The following is a 17,524-nucleotide window of genomic DNA, read 5'->3' as shown; positions in this document are numbered from 1 at the left end:
GGGGGCGGTGGTGGACAGTGAGGATGCGGTAGGAATGTAAATCCCTTGTGGGAGCGAGCCTGCTCGCGAATGGGCGCAACCCGGTTTCGAAGGTGCAGCGCAAGACGCCTTCGCGAGCAGGCTCGCTCCCACAGGGTCGGTGTTTTGTCAGGTAGCGTTTGGGGAGTGATAGATGAACAGGATCATCAACATCATCGGTATTTGCACCCTGGCCATGGCCGGGGCGTTGCTGACGCTGAGCGAGGTTGCGCTGGCACAAACCGGCAGCGAGCAGACGCTGAACCGTGACGGCGTGGCGGTGGATTTCGATCTCAAGCCACTCGCCGCCGACGGCAAACTGCGCGAAGGCGAATTCGCCGATGTGCAGTTCCGCGTCACTGACAGCGCCTCCGGCCAGCCGTTGTCCGGGGTAGCACCGGGCGCCTGGGTCGATCCGCAAACCCTCGCCGCCGATCAAGCCCAGGGCCGCGACAAAAGCTGCAAAGCCCGGGTCGGGGTGTTCCTCAAGTCCAACATCGGCGCGCGGCCATTGTTGGATCTGAACAGCTATTTCCTGCTGGTGATGAACCGCGACGCCAGCATCGCCGTGGTCGATCCGTCGGTATCGGTGGGCGGCATCACCAGCACCCTCGCGCGGATCGAACTCAAACAACCACCGATGGATTGGGTCACCCCGAAAGACAACAAACGCGTGTTCGTCTCGATGCCGACAGCGGGTGAAGTGGCCGTCATCGACAGCGAACAATTCAAGGTTCTCGATTCGATCAAGGCCGGCAGCCAACCGGTGCGCGTGGCGTTGCAACCCGATGAACGTCTGCTGTGGGTCGGCAATAACGCGAGCAAAGCCGAAGACTCCGGCGTGACGGTGATCGACACGCAAAGCCTCAAATCCCTCAAACATCTGCAGACCGGTCGCGGCCACCACGAAATCAGCTTCAGCAAGGACAGCCGTTTTGCCTTCGTCAGCAACCGCGACGACGGCACTGTCAGCGTGATCGACATCGCCAGCCTGAACATCGTCCAGCAGATCAAGACCGGCTCGCATCCGCTGTCAGTCGCCTATTCGCCACTGTCCGGCGCGGTCTACGTGGCCGACGGCAAGGACGGCACCGTCACCGTGATCGACGCCAGCACGCACGCCAACCGCCGGGTGATCAAACTGCAACAAGGCCTCGGCCCCATGGGCTTCAGCGCCGACGGCCGCTTCGGCGTGGTGCTCAACACCGTGGAAAACCGCGCCAGCGTCATCGATGCCGCGACCAACAGCGCGATCCACGACCTCGACGTCAGCGCCGAGCCGTACCAAGTGGTGTTTACCCAGGCCTACGCCTACATCCGCGGACTCGCGTCACCGAAAGTCACCATGATCAACCTGTCCTCCCTCGGCGAAGGCCGTCAGCCGATCAGCCAGGGGTTCGAAGCCGGCCCGCAGGCGCCGCGTCTGGCCGGGGATTTGCCGCTGGCCTCAAGCCTGGCGGTGTCGCGTGACGACAACGCGGTGTTCGTGGTCAATCCGGTCGACAACACCACCTATTTCTACGCCGAAGGCATGAACGCGCCGATGTCCGGTTACCCCAACCGTGGCCAGATCGCCCGCGCTGCCATGGTCATCGACCGCAGCCTGCGCGAAGTCTCGCCGGGCTTGTACAGCGCGCGGGTGAAGCTGCCGGCAGCGGGGCGTTTCGACGTGGCGTTCCTGCTCAACCAACCGAACATCATTCACTGCTTCACTGCGCAGATTGAGCCTGACGGCAAACCGCAAAAACACCTCGGCCAGCCGAAAGTCGAGTTCCTCCTCGACAAGACTGCCGTGGCACTCAACGACCCGTACGTCGTGCGTTTCCGCATCGTGCAAGGCAAAGACAAAAGCCAGCGCAGCGGCGTGAAAGACGTGCAACTGCGCTACTACCTCGCGCCCACCTCGCACCCCCGCGAAGTGGCGGCGCTGGAAGTCGCCGATGGCGTGTACGAGGCGCCAATCACCCTCGACCGCAGCGGCGCCTGGTATCTGCATGTGCGCGCGGCGTCGCTGGGTGCCAGTTTCGATGACAAGACCTTTGCCAGTGTTCGGGTAGCCCCCGGCCAGGCCCGTTGAAGAGGAGTTTCGACATGAACCGATTTGCATCCAGTGGCCTGCTGACCCTGTGCCTGTTGAGCCTTGGCATTCAACAAGTCCACGCTCATTCGGCCGACGAACACGCCGGACACAAAGCCCCGGCCAGCAGCACTCAGGAACACGCCCAGGTGAAATTCGCCAACGTGCCGCTGCTCGACCAGAACGGCAAAACAGTGCGCCTGGAGCAGGATCTGGTGCAGGGCAAAATCGTCGTTATGAGCTTTATCTACACCAGTTGCACCACGGTGTGCCCGGTGGTTTCGTCGATCATGGGCAAGGTGCAGAAACAACTCGGTGCGCGGGTCGGCGAGGAAGTGCAACTGGTTTCGATCAGCATCGACCCACAGCGCGACGACCCGAAACGCCTGCAGGATTATGCCCGTACCTTCCAGCGCGGGCCGGGCTGGAGCTGGCTGACCGGTTCGCCACAGTCGATCAATGAAACCCTCAAGGGCCTCGGCAGTTTCAGCGGCGACCTGAAGAGTCATCAACCGCTGATCCTCGTCGGCGACGGCGACAGCCGTCACTGGATGCGCTACTACGGCTTCACTGATCCGGCGCTGCTGGCCAAGGAAGTGGAAAAGCTCAGCGGCCTGCGCACCCACGCCAAACATACCGCCATCGCCATGGAGCAGCAGCCATGAGAACGCTCGACTGGATCTCCCTGACCGTGTGTTTCTGGATTCTTGGTAACGTCGCGTTCGCTCACGAAGGCCACGTCTCTGAGCCGCCAGCCGCTGTGGCTGCCGCGCCGGCTAAAGGCACCCACGATGCGAAAACCTGGTTCACCGACACGCCGTTGCAGGATCAGAACGGCGACACCTTGCGCTTCTACAGCGACGCGCTGCAAAACCGCATCGTGCTGCTCAACGTGATCTTCACCAGTTGCAACGACGCCTGTCCGCTGATCACCCAAAAGCTCAAAGAAGTCCGAGAATTGCTTGGCGACAAGGCGCCAGACATCACCTTCATTTCCCTTACCAGTGACCCGCTGCGCGACACGCCGGCGGTGCTCAAGGCTTACACCTTGAAGCAGGGTTCCGATGACCCTCATTGGCTTTTTCTTACTGGCGACAAAGCGCAGATGGACCTGGTATTGAGCCGCATCGGCCAGATCGTGCCGACGCCCGAGCAGCATTCCACGCAGTTGATCGTCGGCGATGTCGCCAATAAACGCTGGAGCAAGATCCGTCCAGACGCCCCGGCTGCCGCCATTGCCCAGCGCTTGCAGTTGCTGACAATGCCCGTGGCCGGCCGCTGAGTTCGCGCCATGAACCTGAGCGGTGTACTCGCCCTGATCCTGCTCGCTGGCGTCAGCCTTGGCGCGAGTGCTGCGCCGCTGACACCCGAAGAGGCGGCGGGCAAACGCTTGTACCGCCAAGGCCTTTCCGCCAGCGGCGAAGCGATCATGGCGCGGGTCGGCGCGGCGGATGTGTTACTGCCGGCGACCAGTCTGCCGTGCGCCAATTGCCATGGCGCCGATGGCCTCGGTCGACCCGAAGGCGGGGTGCGTCCGCCGCCGCTGAACTGGGCGCGACTGACCAGCACCTACGGCCAGCAACAGGTCAACGGGCGCAGCTATCCGGCCTATAGCGAAAGCACTCTGGCCATTGCCATCAAGCAGGGCCGCGACCCCGGCCACAATCGCCTCGACCCGAGCATGCCGCGCTTTCTGCTGTCGATGAAGGATCAGCACAACCTCACCGCCTATCTCAAACGCCTCGCCGATGAACGTGACCCCGGCCTCGATGCCGAGACTTTGCACCTGGGCACCTTGCTGCCCAGCCAAGGGCCGCTAGCGGAGGAGGGCATGACCGTCGCCGCTGTGCTCAAGGGTAGCGTCGCGCGGATCAATCAGGCCGGTGGCATTCACGGCCGACAGTTGCGGTTGACGGTGATCGATCCCGGCCCGGATCGCGCCAGTGCCGCGCAAGCCTTGCAGCGCTTGATCGAACAGGAGCAGGTTTTCGCCCTGATCGCACCGCTGGCGCCGGCCCTCGACAGTGAACTGGCGAGTCGACTGGAGCAGTCTGGCGTACCGCTGATTGGCGCCTTGTCATTGCTCGGATCGATGCAGGCCAGTCCGCAGATTTTCGAGCCGCTGCCGGGCTTGCGCGAACAACTGATCGCCTTGGCCGACTACGCCACGGCAAGTTTGCGCGTGCTGCAAGGGCCGACGTTGATTGCCTATCCCGATGACCCTTTGCAAGCGCAAGCGGCAACCACCCTCGCTCAATACTTACAGGATCACGGCTGGCAGAAAGTCCTTCTGCAAGCCTACGACCCGACAGCAGAGGCTTTGCCGCTGGGTTCGCGATCGGTGTTCTATCTGGGCAATGGCGGCGGCTTCAGTCGTCTGGCGACGCGCCTGCAAAGCGCCGGGCAAGTGCCTTACCTGTTTGCCGCCTCCAGCCAGGTGGCCGGTGATCTGCTGCAAGTGCCCGACGGCTTCACCCGGCGGGTGTTTCTCGCCTATCCGTTCGTGCCCAGCGACTGGACCCAGACCGGGCGCATGGCCCTGACGCTGCTGCGCGAAGGCCAGGGCCTCGGCGCCCAGCATGCGGTGCTGCAAGTCGGCGCCTACGCCTCGATGCTGCTGCTCAGCGAAGGCATGAAACAGGCCGGCCGTGACGCCAGCCGCGAAAAACTGGTTACGGCGCTGGAAGGCCTGCACGACTTCGACACCGGCCTGACTCCGCGCTTGAGTTTCGGCCCCGGACGCCGCCTGGGTCTGAGCGGCGCCCATGTGGTCACTGTGGACTTGCCGGATCAGCGCTTCTATCTGGTCGCCCCCTATAAACCGATTGTTGCCAGCCCCTGAACGGAGGGCCCGATCATGAAGCTCACAACGCTGATAATGCTGCTGACCTGCTGGTTGCCGCTGGCGTGGGCCAATAACGAGCCGGCCGTGGCGCGAGTCAATGGCGAGGAGATTTCCGGGTTTCGCTTTGAGCGTTTCTTCGCCGAATATCTGGAAGATCAGGGCCGCGCGGTCGCGAGTATTCGCAGCCCCAAGGCCTACAAGGAACTGCGGCAGGCGGCGTTGCAAGTGTTGATCGACAAAGAATTGCTGTGGCAGGAATCGCAGAAACGTGGCCGACAGATCGACGACCAGGTAGTGCGTCAGCAAGTCGAGCAAACCCGCAGTGCCATCGGCGGCGCGGATAAATTCGTCCGGCGCTTGCAGGACGCTGGTTTCGACGAAGCGTCCTTCACCGAGTACACCCGCCGCGAACTGGCGGCGCAGCAGATGTTTGCCGAGCTGGTCCGGGCCAATACCTTGCAGCCCCGGCACTTGCTGATCCGCGTGCCTGCACAAGCGGATGCAGCCACAGTCACCGAAGCACGTCTACGCTTGATGCAAATGCGCGCCTCGATTGTCAGCGGCGCGAGTTTTGCCAGCGATCCGGTGCGTTCACCGTTTGGCTGGCATGTGATTTATTTGCCGAACCACCTGGAGGCCGCCGATGTCCCAGATTTGCAGGGGCTGGATACAGTCAGGGCACAGCTCGCCCGACAGCAACAGACCCAGGCTCGTCGTCAGGTGCTCGCGCAATTACGAGTGCAGAACAGGATCGAACGAATTGACGACGACTGAAGGTTCCCCCCCAATAGTGGGGAATGGCTTCGATGCCCATTCAGGTGCTTCCCCGTTTCTGGGGAACGGGGTACCGGGACGAGCGGGCATTGTCATTAAATTCAAGGACATGAAGACGTAAAATCACCGGCACTCAGCCTGGCATGAAGTGTGCGTTACCCCTGGTAAGGCGCACTCTCAGGGCGGGGTCATCGGACCTGCTGTTTCAAGGAGTCGACCTTGGTTAACAAAGTACTGGTTGTCGAAGACGAACAGCTGCTTGCACAGAACCTTCAGGATTATCTGTCGGCGCAAGGGCTGGACGTCCGGATTGCACATGACGGAGCGACGGGTATCGGTTTGGCCGAAACGTTTGCCCCCGACGTGCTGGTGTTCGATTACCGCTTGCCCGATATGGAAGGCTTTGAGGTGCTCGACGCGGTCCGCCAGAACAGGACGTGTAATTTTGTGCTGATAACAGGTCACCCCACCGCTGAAGTCTGTGAGCGGGCGCGGCAACTGCAAGTCAGCCACATCCTGTTCAAACCGTTTCCATTGGCGGAACTGGCCCGAGCTGTCTGCGACCTTCTGGGCATCAAGCGCGAAGCGAAACCCGGTGCGAGCCCTTCCGAGGGCTTCGTCGAACGACGCCAGAGCAGGACCGAGAGCTTCCCGTTGCAGTTGTACGATGGCAGTTGGGTGTTGGCGGATCGGCGACGGCAGTCGCAATCCATGGCGCCGGACGACGATCAAATGCTCACCGGGGAGTAATGGCGCGATCAGACGTTCCGGCACTTGCCGCCAAGGTTTGCCGCGCCGACAGGGCTCTAAGCCCCGGTTGGAGAGCAAGCCATGGAACGTCTGTCCGTTGTCGTCGAACCGCTGCTGGCCGAATGCGCCCCCGCGCGCTTTTCCAGTGAACAGCTTGCCCAGGCCCGGGCGCGGGCCGCCACCTCTGGCGAACGCGTCCTCGAAGCCCTTTGCGTACTCTGTGAACTGGCGCCGATGCCGTTCATTCACACGCTCGGCGCCACCCTGCATTACCCGGTGCTCGACACCGACAGCCTGTTTCAAGCGACGCCGGTGTTCGACCGCGTCACCCTCGCACAATGCCTGAAACGCGAATTCATCCTGCTGCGCCACAACGATGAAGTCATCGGCGTATTTGCCGACCCCTTCGACCCGGCGCGGCTGGCCTGGATCGACGATTGCCTGCATGGCGCGCCGCTGTATCTGGTGCACGCCGATGACCTCAAAGCCTACCTGGCGCGCCACGAAGAAAGCTTTCACGCCGTCGAATCGCTGAATGCCCAGGGCGACACCCACAGCGAAATCGACACCCTGCAAAGCCTCTCGCTGACCAGCATCAGCGAAGACGCCAGCAGCGTGGTGAAACTGGTCAACTCGACCCTCTACGACGCGCTGAAAATGCACGCCAGCGACATTCACCTCGGCACTACCGGCCACGGTCTGGTGATCAAGTACCGCATCGACGGTGTGCTCAATAACATCAGCAAAGTCCAGGGCAACGAGTTCGCCGAGCAGGTGATCTCGCGGGTCAAGGTCATGGCTGAACTGGACATCGGCGAAAAACGCGTGCCGCAGGACGGTCGCTTCAAGATCGGTATCAGCGGCCGCCAGATCGATTTTCGCGTGTCGATCATGCCGAGCATCTTCGGCGAAGACGCGGTGCTGCGGGTGCTCGACAAACAGGATCTGGCCGACAAGGTCTGCGGCGTGCAATTGCAGGCGCTGGGTTTTGAAGATGAAACCCTGCGCCAGTTGCGCCGCCTCGCCGCCGAACCTTATGGAATGGTCCTGGTCACCGGCCCGACCGGCAGCGGCAAGACCACCACGCTGTACGCGATGATCACCGAGATCAACCACGGCGTGGACAAGATCATCACCATCGAAGACCCGGTCGAGTATCAATTGCCGGGCGTGCTGCAAATCCCGGTCAACGAGAAAAAAGGTCTGACCTTCGCCCGGGGCTTGCGCTCGATCCTGCGCCACGACCCGGACAAGATCATGGTCGGCGAAATCCGTGACCCGGACACCGCGCAGATCGCCGTGCAATCGGCGCTCACCGGCCACCTGGTGTTCACCACCATCCACGCCAACAACGTTTTCGACGTGATTGGCCGCTTCACCCAAATGGAAATCGACCCGTACAGCCTGGTCTCGGCGCTCAACGCGATTCTCGCCCAGCGCCTGATTCGGCTGGTGTGCGCCAGTTGCAGCGCGCCGGTCAATCCGAGCGATGAAGAGCTGCGCGCCTCGGGCCTCGATCCGCAGAAAGTCGATCACTACCACTTCGTCCACGGCAAGGGCTGTGGCCATTGCCGGGGCAGCGGCTATCGCGGGCGCACGGCGATTGCCGAGCTGCTGCACCTCGACGACGAACTGCGCCAGATGATCGTCGAGCGCCAACCGATCAAACACATCAAAGCCCTGGCCTGTGCCCGTGGTTTGCGCCTGCTGCGCGAATCGGCGCTGGAGCTGGTGGAACAAGGTCGCACCACGCTGGAGGAGATCAATCGTGTCACTTTTATCGCGTGAGCGTTTTGTCGCCGTGCTCGGCGCCAGCGGTGTTGGCCTCGGTCAGCGGCGCGGCAGCGACACCCTGTGGCTGGGCAGCGTCGGTTACATCGACGAAGGCTTCCAGAGCTACGCGGTGGCGCTGGATACCCTCGATCGCCTGCTCGGTGAACACGCCCGCGCCGGTGCCGAATTGAGCGTGGTCATCTCCGGGCACTTCAGCCGCTTCTGCCTGGTGCCATGGAGCGCGCAGATCAGCAGCCCGGAAGAACTGCGTGGTTTCGCCCAACTGTGTTTCGAAGACCTGTTCGGTGCGCCGACCCAGCCGTGGAGTCTGGTGCTGTCTGCGGAGCCGGCCGGTTACGACCGCATCGCCAGTGCCTTGCCGCAAGACTTGCTCGAACGTCTGCGCACGCTGGTCAGCGCTCGCGGTTTGCGCCTGCGCTCGGTGCAGCCGTACCTGATGGCGGCGTTCAACCGCTTCGACAAAAGCCTCGATGCCGGTGACTTCCTCTTTATCGTCGCCGAGCCGCAACGCAGTGTGTTGTTGCTGGCAAGGGAAGGGCGCTGGGCCGGTGTGCGCTCAGTGGGCGGCAGCGACAGCGATGCCGCGTTGAATGCGCTGATCGGTCGCGAACGGCAGTTGCAAGCCTCGACCAGCGAACGCGCGTTCAACGTTTATCTGCATGCGCCGGCGCGCCTCGATGCGCATCCGGACGTGGCGGGTGTGCAACTGCGCACCCTTGAAGACGCCTCGATGAACGTGCGTGACGGCTTGTACGTCATGTCCCGGGCGGTGGCCTGACATGCGCGCGCTCAATCTCGACTTTCAGCCACGGCCACGTTCCGGCCCGTTGGGTTGGAGCCTGCTCGGCGGCGGCGTGCTGCTGGCGCTGCTGTGCTTCGGCGTGCAACAGCACCTCGACGCGCACACCGAACAGCAACAAGGCCACCTGCAAACCACCCAGCGTCAGCTCACCGGCGACAGCGCTGCCAAATCCACCCTGAGCCCGGCGGAAACCCGCGAGCAAGCGGCAAACCTCGCCGAGATGCGCAAGGTCTCGCAGCAACTGCGCCGGCCATGGGAACGCCTGTTCGCCATGCTCGAAGCGATGCCGCGCGATGACGTCGCGCTGCTGACCCTGACCCCGGATGCGCGCAAAGGCCAGGTACGGATCAGCGCCGAAGCACGGGATCTGCAAGCGATGCTCGACTTCCACAAACGGCTGGAGGCCAGCGACGAGCTGTCCGACGTGTCGCTGCTCAGCCACGAAATCGTCGTCAAATCGCCGGAACAACCGGTGCAATTCAACCTGTCGGCGACTTGGGAGATTGGCGATGCGAATCCCTAGACTGATCGTCCACGAATACCTGCAAGGCCTCGGCGTTCCGGGCCTCGCCGGACTGGCGCTGCTGCTGGTCGCCGTGGCTTGGGCACTCGGCGGTTTGTTGCCGGGCTGGCAATCGTTGCAGCACCTCAGCCAGCAGACTCAGGAAGCCAGCGAGTACCTGGCCAAGGTTGAAGACGGCAGCATCGCGCCGCCGGTGGTGCCGCAACGTCAACTCGACGACTTCCGCAACAAACTGCCGGCGCAGCCGCAAGCCACCGTCGCTATCGACCGCATCTACGCCCTCGCAGCGCAAGAGCACATAACCCTGGCGCGCGGCGAATACGCCCTCGGCGTCGACCCGAAAACCCATCTGGCGCGCTATCAGATCCTCTTGCCAGTGCGCGGCAGCTACCCGCAACTGCGCCGCTTCCTGCACGCCTTGCTCGGGCAGTTGCCGGCGGTGGTGGTGGAAGACCTCGAGTTGCAACGCAAGAAGATTGGCGACACCGACCTCAACGGCCGGATCCGTATGACCCTTTACCTGTCGAGGTCGTGATGAATACCAAGCGCGTGACAGGTTGGTTGGCGTTCTTCGGCGTAGCGGCCGCGCTGGCGTGGTTGCCGGAATATTTCTCGCCGAGCGCAGACGCCGATTCGAACGAAGTGGCTGTCGCTACGCCGGGGAAAACCCGGGGCGCGCTGCCGGCCAGCACCGCCAAGGCCAAGGATGCGTCGATCAAGGACCTGAGCCCGGCCGGCGACCTGTTCGCCGCGAAATCCTGGAAGGCCGCGCCGACCCTGGCCACGGTCACCGAAATTGCCATCAATCCAGCAACTGTGGTGCAAGCCCCGAGCCTGCCACCGGTGCCGTTTCAATTCGTCGGCAGGCTGCATGACCGCAGCGACCTGCAAGTGTTTTTGCAGAACGGCGAAAAGATCTACGTCGTGCGCAACGGGGATGTGATCGACGACACCTGGAAGATCACCGGCATTTCCGATGTGGAATTGAGCCTGGTCTACCTGCCTTTGCATTTGTCGCAGACCCTGTCTGTGGGGAGTACGCAATGAACCGTTCCCGTCTGCTGATGAGCCTGGGCCTGTGTGCCGGGCTGGCCGCGTGCAGTTCCGCACAAGTGGCCAACAAGGAAGCCGCCGACCTGATTGAACAGGGTCAGTACGAGGCGGGGCTGGCCCGAATCGAAGAAGGCCTGCGCGAAAACCCACGGGACACCGAGCTGCACTTGCTGCTCAACAGCGGTCGGGCCAAGGCCATCACGGCGTTGCTGACGACCGGCGACACTGACCGTTCGCGCCGCGACTTCGCCTCGGCGCGGGTGGCCTACAACCGCGTGCTGACCATCGAACCGAACAACCGCCGCGCTCAGGATGCCCTGAAGCAGATGGACTACCTGCGCAGCATGGACGAGAAACTCGAACTGGCCCGTGGCGACCTGCGCCGGGGCGACATCTACGGTGCTGATCGGCAGGTGAAACAGATCCTCGAACTCGACCCCAACAACGAGGGTGCGCTGGAGCTGCAAGGCAATATTCGTCTGGTGCAGAGCCGCAACGTGATTGCCTATCCGCAACTGCGCACCAAGCTCGATCGACCGGTGACTCTGGAATTTCGCGACGCCAATCTCAAGACCATTTTCGAAGTGCTGTCGCAGGTCGCCGGGCTGAATTTCATCTTCGACAAAGACCTGCGCCCGGACATGAAAGCGACCATCTTCGTGCGTGACGTGCGCATCGAAGACGCGGTGACTTTGCTGCTGCAACAGAACCAGTTGCACCAGAAAGTGGTGAACGAAAACACCTTGCTGATCTACCCGGATTCGCCACAGAAAGTGAAGGATTACCAGGAACTGGTGATGCGCACCTTCTACCTGACCAGCATCGACGCCAATACCGCGCTGAACATGGTCAAAACCATGCTCAAGACCCGCGACGTGTTCGTCGACGAACGCCTCAACACCCTGACCATGCGCGACACCGAAGACGCCGTGCGCATGGCCGAAAAACTCCTGCAGTCGCAAGACCAGTCCAACCCGGAAGTGGTGCTCGAAGTGGAAGTGATGGAAGTCGCCACCCAGCGCATTCTTGACCTAGGGCTGCAATGGCCGAACACCTTCGGCGTGGTCAACAGCGACGGTTCGGCGGTGACCCTGCTTGATCAACTGAAAGGGATCAACTCCAGCCGGATTTCGATCTCGCCGTCGCCGCAAGCCAAGATCAACGCGCAGGACAACGACATCAACACCCTCGCCAGCCCGGTGATTCGTGTCAGCAACCGTGAGCAGGCACGGATCCACATCGGTCAGCGCGTGCCGATCATCAGCGCGACTTCGGTGCCGTCGACGCAAGGCCCGGTGATCACTGAAAGCGTCACTTACCTCGACGTCGGTCTGAAACTCGAAGTGCAACCGACCGTGCACCTGAACAACGAAGTGGCGATCAAGATCGCCCTCGAAGTCAGTAATGCGACGCCGCTGGAACCGACCCGTCAGGGCACGATCCCGGTGCAGGTCGACACCCGTAACGCGCAAACCTCGCTGCGCCTGCATGACGGCGAAACGCAGATCCTCGCCGGCCTGATGCGCAACGACCACGGCGCCACCGGCAACAAGATTCCGGGCCTTGGCGATATTCCAGGCCTTGGCCGGCTGTTCGGCAGCAACAAGGACACCGTCGGCAAATCCGAACTGGTGCTGTCGATCACCCCACGGATCGTGCGCAACCTGCCGTACCAGAGCCCGTCGGACATGGAGTTCTCCACCGGCACTGAAACCAGCATGCACATTCAGGCCCCGGATCGTTCGCAGAGCTATGTGATGCCGTCGTCTGCCGCGCAGCCGCGTGCCGTCGGTGAGTCGGCCGTGGCCACCACCCGTGTCACCGTCGAGAAGCCTTGATCATGAACGCCTCCCAACGCGGTTTCACCCTGATCGAAGTCGTGGTGACGCTGGCCCTGATCGGCCTGTTGGCGAGCATGGCCGCGCCGCTGACCGAGACCCTGGTGCGGCGTGGCAAGGAGCAGGAATTGCGCAACGCGCTGTACCAGATTCGCGATGGCATTGACGCCTACAAACGCGCGTTCGATGCCGGCTACATCGAGAAGTCGCTGAACAGCAGCGGCTATCCGCCGAACCTGCAAGTACTGGTCGAAGGCGTGCGCGATGTGCGCAGCGCCAAGGGCGCCAAGTTCTACTTTTTACGCCGCATCCCGCGCGATCCGCTGGTGCCGGCCAAACGTGATGACGAAGGGGGTTGGGGCGTACGCGCCTACAACAGTTCGGCTCAAAACCCGCGCGATGGCGAGGACGTGTTCGACGTCTACTCCCACGCCCGGGGCAAGGGCCTCAACGGCATCGCCTACCGCGAGTGGTGAACCTCATGCGCCGGGAAAAAGGTTTTACCTTGCTGGAGCTGATGGTGGTGATGGCGATCATCGCCACGCTGATGACCATCGCGCTGCCGCGCTACTTCAACAGCCTCGAAGCGTCGAAGGAAACCACCCTGCGCCAGAGCCTGTCGGCGATGCGCGAGGCGCTGGATCACTTCTACGGCGACACGGGCCGCTATCCGGATTCCATCGAGCAACTGATCGAACAACGTTACCTGCGCAACGCGCCACTCGATCCGATCACCGAACGCAAAGACCAGTGGGTGCTGATCGCGCCACCGGACGGTGTGGCGGGTGGCGTAGCTGATATCAAAAGCGGTGCTACCGGGAGGGCGCGTGATGGCAGCCAGTTTTCCGAGTGGTAACCGCGCGCAGCAGGGTGGTTTCACCTATCTGGGCGTGCTGTTCCTGATTGTGGTGATGGGCATGGGCCTGGCCAGTGCTGGCGAGTTGTGGTCGACCGCTTCGCGTCGTGACCGTGAACGCCAGTTGCTCTGGGTTGGCACTCAGTACGCACAGGCGCTGCGCAGTTATTACCGCAGTTCGCCGGGGCTGGCGCAGTACCCGAAAGAACTGGTGGATCTGCTCGACGATCAGCGTTTTCCCGAGGCGAAGCATCACCTGCGTCAGCTTTATCCCGATCCGATCGGTCAGGGTGAATGGGCGCTGCAACGCGGTTTTGACGGACGCATCACCGGCCTCAACAGCCCGTCGACCGAGCTGCCGTTGAAGCAGGCGGACTTCCCGACGCAGTGGTCGGATTTCGACGGCATGCAGCGTTATTCGGACTGGCAGTTCGTCGCCGAAAAAGCCTTCCTCGACGGCACCAATGGCCCGGCCAAAGGCCAGTCGAATCTGCCGCAGGCGTTGCAGCCATGACTCGTCAGTGGTGGTGCGCGCTGATTCTCACCGTGGCGGCGTGCTGCGCCCAGGCCGGTGAAGAAGACGAAATGATGGGCTTTATCGTCGACGACACGATCTCGCACATCGGCCACGACTTTTACTACTCGTTCAGTGAACGCCTGCGCGACACCAGCCCGATGGATTTCAATCTGGTGGTGCGCGAGCGGCCCGACGCGCGCTGGGGCAGCCTGGTGACCGTGGAATATCAGCAACGCCTGGTTTATCGGCGCTTCCTGCCGCCGAACACCGTGGAACTGAAGGACGAGGCCTACGCGGCCGCCGACTGGGTTCGACGCCAGGTTGTCCAGCGCAAGCTGGAGGCTCTGTTGCAGGACACCACCGACCTTGAGAAGGACGAACTATGAACAGCACAACGTTCTCACGGCGCAGCGGATTCTGGATCTCGGGGTTGTTGATCGGGCTCGCCAGCGCTACCGCTGTCCAGGCCACTGAACTGGTCTACACGCCGGTCAACCCGTCGTTCGGCGGCAACCCGTTGAACGGCACCTGGTTGCTCAACAACGCCCAGGCGCAAAACGATCACGACGATCCGGACCTGAAAAGCCGTTCGAGCGTGGCCGGCACCTCGGCGCTGGAGCGCTTCACCAGTCAATTGCAATCGCGGCTGCTAGGGCAGTTGCTGGACAACATCTCCACTGGCAACACGGGGAGCCTGTCCACCGACTCTTTTATCGTCAACGTCATCGACGACTCCGGGGCACTGAGCATTGAAGTGACCGATCGAGCGACCGGTGAGGTTTCGGAAATTCAGGTGAACGGCCTCAACCCATGACGGGCTGACGGTTCCGGGGAGAACGGACATGAAAAAGATCATCGCGTTAGGGCTGCTGTTGGCGACATTACAAGGGTGCAGTCTGCGGGAGCCGATGTCGGCCGAGCAGGACACCGAAACCCCGACCCTGACTCCCAGGGCCTCGACTTATTACGACTTGCTGAAGATGCCGCGACCCAAGGGGCGGTTGATGGCGGTGGTGTACGGCTTCCGTGACCAGACCGGGCAGTACAAGCCGACGCCGGCGAGTTCGTTTTCCACCAGCGTGACCCAGGGCGCGGCGTCGATGTTGATGGACGCGATGCAGGCCAGTGGCTGGTTTGTCGTGCTGGAGCGGGAAGGGCTGCAGAACCTGTTGACTGAACGCAAGATTATTCGCGCGTCGCAGAAGAAGCCGAATACGCCGGTGAATATTCAGGGTGAGCTGCCGCCGTTGCAGGCGGCGAACATGATGCTCGAGGGCGGGATCATCGCGTATGACACCAATGTGCGTAGCGGTGGGGAAGGGGCGCGGTATCTGGGGATTGATTTGCAGCGTGAGTATCGGGTGGATCAGGTGACTGTGAATTTGCGTGCGGTGGATGTGCGCAGCGGGCAGGTGTTGGCGAATGTGATGACCAGCAAGACGATTTATTCGGTGGCGCGCAGTGCCGGGATTTTCAAGTTTATCGAGTTCAAGAAGTTGCTTGAGGCTGAGGTTGGGTATACGACGAATGAGCCGGCGCAGCTTTGTGTGTTGTCGGCGATTGAGGCGGCGGTTGGGCATATGGTGGCGCAGGGGATTGAGCGGCGGTTGTGGCAGGTGGCGGGGGACGCTTCTGTGCCGGGGCAGGATGATGTGTTGAATCGGTATTTGAGTCAGAACAAGATTGATCCTGAGGCGGAGTGAACGTGGCGGCCTTCGGGCCGACCAGGTTCTTGCCGATGTACCCAGTTCCCACTGTGGGAGCGAGCCTGCTCGCGAAGGCTTTTTGTCAGGCGGCGGGGTTCTTTTTGACTGAGTACATATCCATTCCTGCGGCAACGGCCACCTAGGGTTTCGCTCTGACGGCGACTCACTTTTTTTACAAACGCCTAAAAAAAGTAAGCAAAAAAACGCTTGCTCCTACGTACGGCCCGCTCGCTAAAGCTCGGGGTTCCTTCGCTACGGGACCGATCCGGGCGCAGCGCCTACGGTTTGCTTCGCTGCACCTCCTCTCGCTGTGTTTGGCTGCGCCAAACGGTCGCTGCGCTCCCACGCCCGGATCAATCCCTCCACTCAGCCTTCCGACGTCGCCCGTGGGTCAAGATCAAGAGCAGGCGAGCTGACACTCGGCCTATTGAGTGGTGAAGAGCGCGGGTGTTCGGCTTTTGATTTGCGTTGTTGCTGCCCCTCACCCCAGCCCTCTCCCGAGGGAGAGGGAGCCGATTTTTGTGCTTTTCAAAGCCTGAGTTCAGCTCGGTATTTCACGTCGGCGTACCTCTGCCAAACACCACGGTCAGTTCCCTCTCCCTCCGGGAGAGGGCTAGGGTGAGGGGCTCTTGCTTCAACGCTTCAAAACCTGAATTCCGCTCGGTATTTCACGTCGGCGTACCTCTACCAAACACCTCGGTCAGTCCCCTCTCCCTCCGGGAGAGGGCTAGGGTGAGGGGCTCTTGCTTCAACGCTTCAAAACCTGAATTCAGCTCGGTATTTCACGTCGGCGTACCTCTACCAAACACCTCGGTCAGTCCCCTCTCCCTCCGGGAGAGGGCTAGGGTGAGGGGCTCTTGCTTCAACGCTTCAAAACCTGAATTCCGCTCGGTATTTCACGTCGGCGTACCTCACCCAAACACCTCGGTCAGTTCCCTCTCCCTCCGGGAGAGGGCTAGGGTGAGGGGCTCTTGCTTCAACGCTTCAAAATCTGAGTTCAGCTCGGTATTGCACGTCGGCGTATATCTACCAAACACCACGGTCAGTTCCCTCTCCCTCCGGGAGTGGTCTAGGGTGAGGGGCTCTTGCTTCAACGCTTCAAAACCTGAGTTCAGCTCGGTATTGCACGTCGGCGTATATCTACCAAACACCACGGTCAGTCCCCTCTCCCTCCGGGAGAGGGCTAGGGTGAGGGCTGCGATCTGAAGTGTGTTTAAAGAAGTGTCTGAATCAGAGGAACCTTCCCACAAGGTTTTCAGGTTGTCCGTCGGACGTCCGGTCTCTAGCCTGTGTTCGTCGCTGCCAATTCAGCGACCGGGCATGGAAACCCGAAGACACGAGAGAGCAGATACGCCTTTCATAACGTATGCTTGCGCACTTTCATTGTGTGCACTCTGTTATGGCGGTTGTGCGCGGGAGACATTCGTGTCTGCCGGGTTGCTCTCTCCCGGATTTCCAGCCTGCGTACAGCTGCCACCCATTTTTCCTGGAAGTCGAATGGGCCAGCTGAAACTATCAATGAGAGAGAATTACCATGAAAAAACCAACACCCAACCCCCCAGAACCAGACACCAACACCACATCCCCCTACGCCTCAGTCGACAGCAAAAAACTCCACGAAGCCGCCGACCGCGCCCTCGATTTCTACCTCAACCCCACCGCCCACATCATGTCCAGCGCCAACGAGCCGGAACCCATGTACCTCGCCAACCCCAGGTACAACACCGAATCCCTGCTAGCCAACGCCAGCGAAACCCTCGGCTCGGCCAGCGAAATGCTCATCAACTTCGCCGCCTCGCTGGAAACTTCACACCGCAAGACTGCACTGGGTATCGCTCAAGTCGTCATGCTGGGCGAACTGGCCGTCAATCAAGCGCTGGATCATGTCGAGTTGAAGGATGGCTGATTGATCGTTCCCACGCGCAGCAAAGGAATGCAGCCCTGGACGCTCTGCGTAAAATTCGCAAGTTG

At 61.6% G+C, this 17,524-nt stretch carries 20 protein-coding genes; all 20 read left to right on the top strand.

Going from position 1 to position 17,524, the window contains the following annotated elements; translation table 11 throughout:
* Positions 1-172: 172 nt before the first annotated feature.
* The 20 genes from ACOYXJ_RS27945 (at position 173) to ACOYXJ_RS27850 (ending at position 17,459) form a co-directional block, all read left to right on the top strand.
* Positions 173-2,095 (top strand): YncE family protein, encoded by a 1,923-nt coding sequence (locus tag ACOYXJ_RS27945; RefSeq protein WP_460372787.1) that lies wholly within the window; start codon positions 173-175, stop codon positions 2,093-2,095.
* A gap of 14 nt (positions 2,096-2,109) precedes the next feature.
* Positions 2,110-2,760, top strand: coding sequence for an SCO family protein (locus tag ACOYXJ_RS27940; RefSeq protein ID WP_460372785.1), 651 nt, complete (start codon positions 2,110-2,112; stop codon positions 2,758-2,760).
* Positions 2,757-3,377, top strand: coding sequence for an SCO family protein (locus ACOYXJ_RS27935; protein WP_460372783.1), 621 nt, complete (start codon positions 2,757-2,759; stop codon positions 3,375-3,377). The genes ACOYXJ_RS27940 and ACOYXJ_RS27935 overlap by 4 nt, the downstream gene beginning before the upstream one ends.
* Before the next feature lie 9 nt (positions 3,378-3,386).
* A complete protein-coding gene (locus ACOYXJ_RS27930; protein WP_460372781.1) occupies positions 3,387-4,937 on the top strand; it encodes a cytochrome c/ABC transporter substrate-binding protein in 1,551 nt (516 codons plus the stop codon).
* 15 nt (positions 4,938-4,952) lie between these two features.
* Positions 4,953-5,714 carry a peptidylprolyl isomerase gene (locus ACOYXJ_RS27925; protein WP_460372779.1) on the top strand — a complete coding sequence of 254 codons (762 nt, stop codon included), beginning with the start codon at positions 4,953-4,955 and terminating at the stop codon, positions 5,712-5,714.
* Between the two features lie 219 nt (positions 5,715-5,933).
* Complete coding sequence (locus tag ACOYXJ_RS27920) at positions 5,934-6,464, top strand: response regulator (RefSeq protein WP_007919379.1); 531 nt, start codon at positions 5,934-5,936, stop codon at positions 6,462-6,464.
* An 81-nt stretch (positions 6,465-6,545) separates the two neighbouring features.
* Entirely contained in the window at positions 6,546-8,252 is a 1,707-nt protein-coding gene (locus ACOYXJ_RS27915; protein WP_460372777.1) for a GspE/PulE family protein, read from the top strand.
* Complete coding sequence (locus ACOYXJ_RS27910) at positions 8,233-9,036, top strand: hypothetical protein (protein ID WP_460372775.1); 804 nt, start codon at positions 8,233-8,235, stop codon at positions 9,034-9,036. Before ACOYXJ_RS27915 ends, ACOYXJ_RS27910 begins: the two co-directional genes overlap by 20 nt.
* 1 nt (position 9,037) lies before the next feature.
* Complete coding sequence (locus ACOYXJ_RS27905; RefSeq protein ID WP_038364874.1) at positions 9,038-9,583, top strand: PilN domain-containing protein; 546 nt, start codon at positions 9,038-9,040, stop codon at positions 9,581-9,583.
* Complete coding sequence (locus ACOYXJ_RS27900; protein WP_128616014.1) at positions 9,570-10,118, top strand: GspMb/PilO family protein; 549 nt, start codon at positions 9,570-9,572, stop codon at positions 10,116-10,118. The genes ACOYXJ_RS27905 and ACOYXJ_RS27900 overlap by 14 nt, the downstream gene beginning before the upstream one ends.
* A complete protein-coding gene (locus ACOYXJ_RS27895; RefSeq protein ID WP_460372773.1) occupies positions 10,118-10,630 on the top strand; it encodes a hypothetical protein in 513 nt (170 codons plus the stop codon). Before ACOYXJ_RS27900 ends, ACOYXJ_RS27895 begins: the two co-directional genes overlap by 1 nt.
* Positions 10,627-12,474, top strand: a complete 1,848-nt coding sequence (locus ACOYXJ_RS27890) for a secretin N-terminal domain-containing protein (RefSeq protein WP_460372771.1) — start codon at positions 10,627-10,629, stop codon at positions 12,472-12,474. The genes ACOYXJ_RS27895 and ACOYXJ_RS27890 overlap by 4 nt, the downstream gene beginning before the upstream one ends.
* Before the next feature lie 2 nt (positions 12,475-12,476).
* Positions 12,477-12,950 carry a type II secretion system protein gene (locus tag ACOYXJ_RS27885; protein WP_102902833.1) on the top strand — a complete coding sequence of 158 codons (474 nt, stop codon included), beginning with the start codon at positions 12,477-12,479 and terminating at the stop codon, positions 12,948-12,950.
* 5 nt (positions 12,951-12,955) lie between these two features.
* A complete protein-coding gene (locus tag ACOYXJ_RS27880) occupies positions 12,956-13,330 on the top strand; it encodes a type II secretion system protein (RefSeq protein ID WP_095047570.1) in 375 nt (124 codons plus the stop codon).
* Positions 13,305-13,844, top strand: coding sequence for a type II secretion system protein (locus tag ACOYXJ_RS27875; RefSeq protein WP_150794782.1), 540 nt, complete (start codon positions 13,305-13,307; stop codon positions 13,842-13,844). The genes ACOYXJ_RS27880 and ACOYXJ_RS27875 overlap by 26 nt, the downstream gene beginning before the upstream one ends.
* Positions 13,841-14,233 (top strand): curli production assembly/transport protein CsgE, encoded by a 393-nt coding sequence (gene csgE / locus ACOYXJ_RS27870; protein WP_102902831.1) that lies wholly within the window; start codon positions 13,841-13,843, stop codon positions 14,231-14,233. Before ACOYXJ_RS27875 ends, csgE begins: the two co-directional genes overlap by 4 nt.
* A complete protein-coding gene (locus ACOYXJ_RS27865; protein ID WP_460372768.1) occupies positions 14,230-14,661 on the top strand; it encodes a curli assembly protein CsgF in 432 nt (143 codons plus the stop codon). The genes csgE and ACOYXJ_RS27865 overlap by 4 nt, the downstream gene beginning before the upstream one ends.
* A 28-nt stretch (positions 14,662-14,689) precedes the next feature.
* Positions 14,690-15,550, top strand: coding sequence for a CsgG/HfaB family protein (locus ACOYXJ_RS27860; RefSeq protein ID WP_038364894.1), 861 nt, complete (start codon positions 14,690-14,692; stop codon positions 15,548-15,550).
* 522 nt (positions 15,551-16,072) lie between these two features.
* Positions 16,073-16,759, top strand: coding sequence for a hypothetical protein (locus ACOYXJ_RS27855; RefSeq protein WP_460372766.1), 687 nt, complete (start codon positions 16,073-16,075; stop codon positions 16,757-16,759).
* A 328-nt stretch (positions 16,760-17,087) separates the two neighbouring features.
* The gene (locus ACOYXJ_RS27850; RefSeq protein ID WP_095120173.1) at positions 17,088-17,459 is read left to right on the top strand and encodes a DUF6124 family protein; all 372 of its coding nucleotides are present in this window, start codon (positions 17,088-17,090) and stop codon (positions 17,457-17,459) included.
* Positions 17,460-17,524: the final 65 nt, after the last annotated feature.

The organism is Pseudomonas sp. Tul2A7 (genome assembly GCF_054790505.1).
This window is presented reverse-complemented; position numbering and strand designations above follow the sequence as displayed.

What these genes read in the sequence shown, in the direction of transcription:
- ACOYXJ_RS27945 (WP_460372787.1), top strand. Translation starts at nt 173, where the DNA reads ATGAACAGGATCATCAACATCATCGGTATTTGCACCCTGGCCATGGCC.
- ACOYXJ_RS27940 (WP_460372785.1), top strand. Translation starts at nt 2,110, where the DNA reads ATGAACCGATTTGCATCCAGTGGCCTGCTGACCCTGTGCCTGTTGAGC.
- ACOYXJ_RS27935 (WP_460372783.1), top strand. Translation starts at nt 2,757, where the DNA reads ATGAGAACGCTCGACTGGATCTCCCTGACCGTGTGTTTCTGGATTCTT.
- ACOYXJ_RS27930 (WP_460372781.1), top strand. Translation starts at nt 3,387, where the DNA reads ATGAACCTGAGCGGTGTACTCGCCCTGATCCTGCTCGCTGGCGTCAGC.
- ACOYXJ_RS27925 (WP_460372779.1), top strand. Translation starts at nt 4,953, where the DNA reads ATGAAGCTCACAACGCTGATAATGCTGCTGACCTGCTGGTTGCCGCTG.
- ACOYXJ_RS27915 (WP_460372777.1), top strand. Translation starts at nt 6,546, where the DNA reads ATGGAACGTCTGTCCGTTGTCGTCGAACCGCTGCTGGCCGAATGCGCC.
- ACOYXJ_RS27905 (WP_038364874.1), top strand. Translation starts at nt 9,038, where the DNA reads ATGCGCGCGCTCAATCTCGACTTTCAGCCACGGCCACGTTCCGGCCCG.
- ACOYXJ_RS27900 (WP_128616014.1), top strand. Translation starts at nt 9,570, where the DNA reads ATGCGAATCCCTAGACTGATCGTCCACGAATACCTGCAAGGCCTCGGC.
- ACOYXJ_RS27895 (WP_460372773.1), top strand. Translation starts at nt 10,118, where the DNA reads ATGAATACCAAGCGCGTGACAGGTTGGTTGGCGTTCTTCGGCGTAGCG.
- ACOYXJ_RS27890 (WP_460372771.1), top strand. Translation starts at nt 10,627, where the DNA reads ATGAACCGTTCCCGTCTGCTGATGAGCCTGGGCCTGTGTGCCGGGCTG.
- ACOYXJ_RS27885 (WP_102902833.1), top strand. Translation starts at nt 12,477, where the DNA reads ATGAACGCCTCCCAACGCGGTTTCACCCTGATCGAAGTCGTGGTGACG.
- ACOYXJ_RS27880 (WP_095047570.1), top strand. Translation starts at nt 12,956, where the DNA reads ATGCGCCGGGAAAAAGGTTTTACCTTGCTGGAGCTGATGGTGGTGATG.
- ACOYXJ_RS27875 (WP_150794782.1), top strand. Translation starts at nt 13,305, where the DNA reads ATGGCAGCCAGTTTTCCGAGTGGTAACCGCGCGCAGCAGGGTGGTTTC.
- csgE (WP_102902831.1), top strand. Translation starts at nt 13,841, where the DNA reads ATGACTCGTCAGTGGTGGTGCGCGCTGATTCTCACCGTGGCGGCGTGC.
- ACOYXJ_RS27865 (WP_460372768.1), top strand. Translation starts at nt 14,230, where the DNA reads ATGAACAGCACAACGTTCTCACGGCGCAGCGGATTCTGGATCTCGGGG.
- ACOYXJ_RS27860 (WP_038364894.1), top strand. Translation starts at nt 14,690, where the DNA reads ATGAAAAAGATCATCGCGTTAGGGCTGCTGTTGGCGACATTACAAGGG.
- ACOYXJ_RS27850 (WP_095120173.1), top strand. Translation starts at nt 17,088, where the DNA reads ATGAAAAAACCAACACCCAACCCCCCAGAACCAGACACCAACACCACA.